The sequence below is a fragment of the Mesorhizobium sp. P3_A9 genome (assembly GCF_056402975.1).
In genome coordinates this window covers 1-1,927 of the sequence record NZ_JBFUGJ010000619.1, presented here as the reverse complement: position 1 = coordinate 1,927, position 1,927 = coordinate 1, and the positions used below count along the sequence as shown (strand labels likewise).

The following is a 1,927-nucleotide window of genomic DNA, read 5'->3' as shown; positions in this document are numbered from 1 at the left end:
GATCATGGATATCGTGCTCGGCATTGTCGGCGCCATTGTCGGCGGCGTGATCTGCAGCCAGATTTTTGGCGTGGGTGTCACTGGTCTCAACATCTCCAGCCTGATCGTCTCAGTGGTTGGCGCGATAGTTGTGCTGTGGGCCTACCACCAGTTCAGCGGACGCCGGACGCTCTAAGCGTCAGCCGGATGATCTAAAATTTCGAATTTCTGCTGGGGCAAGACCGGCTTCGGGCTTGCCTATGGCATCAACACCGCATCGGCCGCGGCGAAGAAGATCAGCGTTCCGGCGATGAACACCGCCCAGCCGACAAGCGACTTGCGGATGGCGGCCTTGTGCTCGGCGTCGGAGTTCTTGTTCTGGTCAAAATCGGTCATGGGCAAGCTCCCTTGGCTGATTGATCATGGCGTCGTCGGATAGACGATACATCGCCGAATAGACGATCAATCTGGCCTCCGCAACATCAGAGGCAGTCGCTCGGCTGGCGATGCTACGCCACCACCGTCAGCCGGCGCTTGCGCTGGTCCAGCGACACAATGGTCAGCCCGCTGCCCACCACCAGCAGGATGCCGCAGACSGCCAGCGCATTGGGGAACTGCCCGAACACMASCAGGCCYGAAATRACSGCCCAGACRGTGAAGCAGTAGTAGAACGGTGCCACMRSGCTGGTCGGYCCGATACGATAGGCCATGAAGATGAAGAAATGGCCGAAGATCAGGAAAAACCCGGCGCCGGCCATCAGCAGCAGGTGGCGCGCCTCGGGCATCACCCAGCGCTCGGAAACCAGATGCGCGGCACCGGCGCCGATCAATACCACCACCACGGCGGAAATCGCCACGATCATCCCCGGCACCTCTGCCGGCACACGCCGGCCGGCAAGGTCGCGCGCGGCTGCCAGTGTGGCGTTGCCGAGCGCCAGCAGCGCGTAGACCGATATGCCTTGCATCGTCGGCTGCGCCACCATCAGCGCGCCGATGAAGCCAAGCCCGATCAGCGCCATCCGCTGGCCGCCGATGCGCTCGCCAAACAGGATCGACGAGCCGACCAGCATCAAAAGCGGCGTGATTTGTCCGAGCGCSGTGGAATCGGCGATCTGCATGTTGGCGAGCGCCACSACGTAACAAAGGATCGCCGCCAKCTCGAGCAGGTTCCGGCGCAGCACATGGCCGTCGAAGATCAGCGGGATCTGTTTGCCGTAGCCCAGCAGGAACAGCAGCGGGAAGCCCCAGAGCGTTGCCGCGACTCCGCGCAGGAACAGCACCTCGTAGGACGGCAGACCTGCCGTCGCGAGTTTCATCATCGTGTCGTTGACCAGGTACGACCCGGTCGAGACGATCATGAACAGCGGGCCGCGGATCGAGGCAGGGATGAAATGCATGGGATCAGGAGATCAGACCTCGGTGGCCGCTGCAATGGGCCATCAACTGGCCGTGATCCAGACAGGGATTGGCGGCAAGAGCACTTGATACAGGCCTCGGTCGATCGGCCTGTCACCCATTTCATTTCACGCATCGCCTTCCTATATCAGCGCCACATCCCTGCAATCGGATCCCAGGTTCGGACTGAGTGAGACGGCACCCGGCCAAAAGACGCTTGTGTTTTTTGGCCTTTGTCGCTAATCGCCCCGCATTCGACTGAACTGAAGGTCAAGGCCGTCCAAGGAAAGAGACTATGGCAAAAGGTAAATTCGAGCGTAACAAGCCTCATGTGAACATTGGCACGATTGGTCACGTTGACCATGGCAAGACGTCGCTGACGGCGGCGATCACGAAGTATTTTGGCGAGTACAAGCGCTACGACCAGATCGATGCGGCGCCGGAAGAGAAGGCACGCGGCATCACCATCTCGACGGCTCACGTCGAATACGAGACGGCTGCCCGCCACTACGCCCACGTCGACTGCCCCGGCCACGCCGACTATGTGAAGAAC

At 60.9% G+C, this 1,927-nt stretch carries 4 protein-coding genes; 2 read left to right on the top strand and 2 right to left on the bottom strand.

Annotation, left to right across the window (positions count from 1 at the left end; all coding sequences use genetic code 11):
* Nucleotides 1-4: 4 nt before the first annotated feature.
* Complete coding sequence (locus tag AC1DX0_RS35295) at nt 5-175, top strand: GlsB/YeaQ/YmgE family stress response membrane protein (RefSeq protein ID WP_477359068.1); 171 nt, start codon at nt 5-7, stop codon at nt 173-175.
* A 62-nt stretch (nt 176-237) separates the two neighbouring features.
* Here the strand turns inward: AC1DX0_RS35295 and AC1DX0_RS35290 are convergent, their stop codons facing one another.
* A complete protein-coding gene (locus AC1DX0_RS35290; protein ID WP_164548697.1) occupies nt 238-375 on the bottom strand; it encodes a hypothetical protein in 138 nt (45 codons plus the stop codon).
* Between the two features lie 113 nt (nt 376-488).
* The gene (locus AC1DX0_RS35285; protein ID WP_477359065.1) at nt 489-1,376 is read right to left on the bottom strand and encodes a DMT family transporter; all 888 of its coding nucleotides are present in this window, start codon (nt 1,374-1,376) and stop codon (nt 489-491) included.
* A 293-nt stretch (nt 1,377-1,669) separates the two neighbouring features.
* Here AC1DX0_RS35285 and AC1DX0_RS35280 point away from each other — a divergent pair.
* A partial coding sequence (locus AC1DX0_RS35280; protein ID WP_477359062.1) for a GTP-binding protein occupies nt 1,670-1,927 on the top strand: 258 nt, incomplete at its 3' end.

Bases quoted from the DNA above. Each gene is read 5' to 3' on its own strand.
- AC1DX0_RS35295 (WP_477359068.1), top strand. From the start codon at position 5: ATGGATATCGTGCTCGGCATTGTCGGCGCCATTGTCGGCGGCGTGATC.
- AC1DX0_RS35290 (WP_164548697.1), bottom strand. From the start codon at position 375: ATGACCGATTTTGACCAGAACAAGAACTCCGACGCCGAGCACAAGGCC.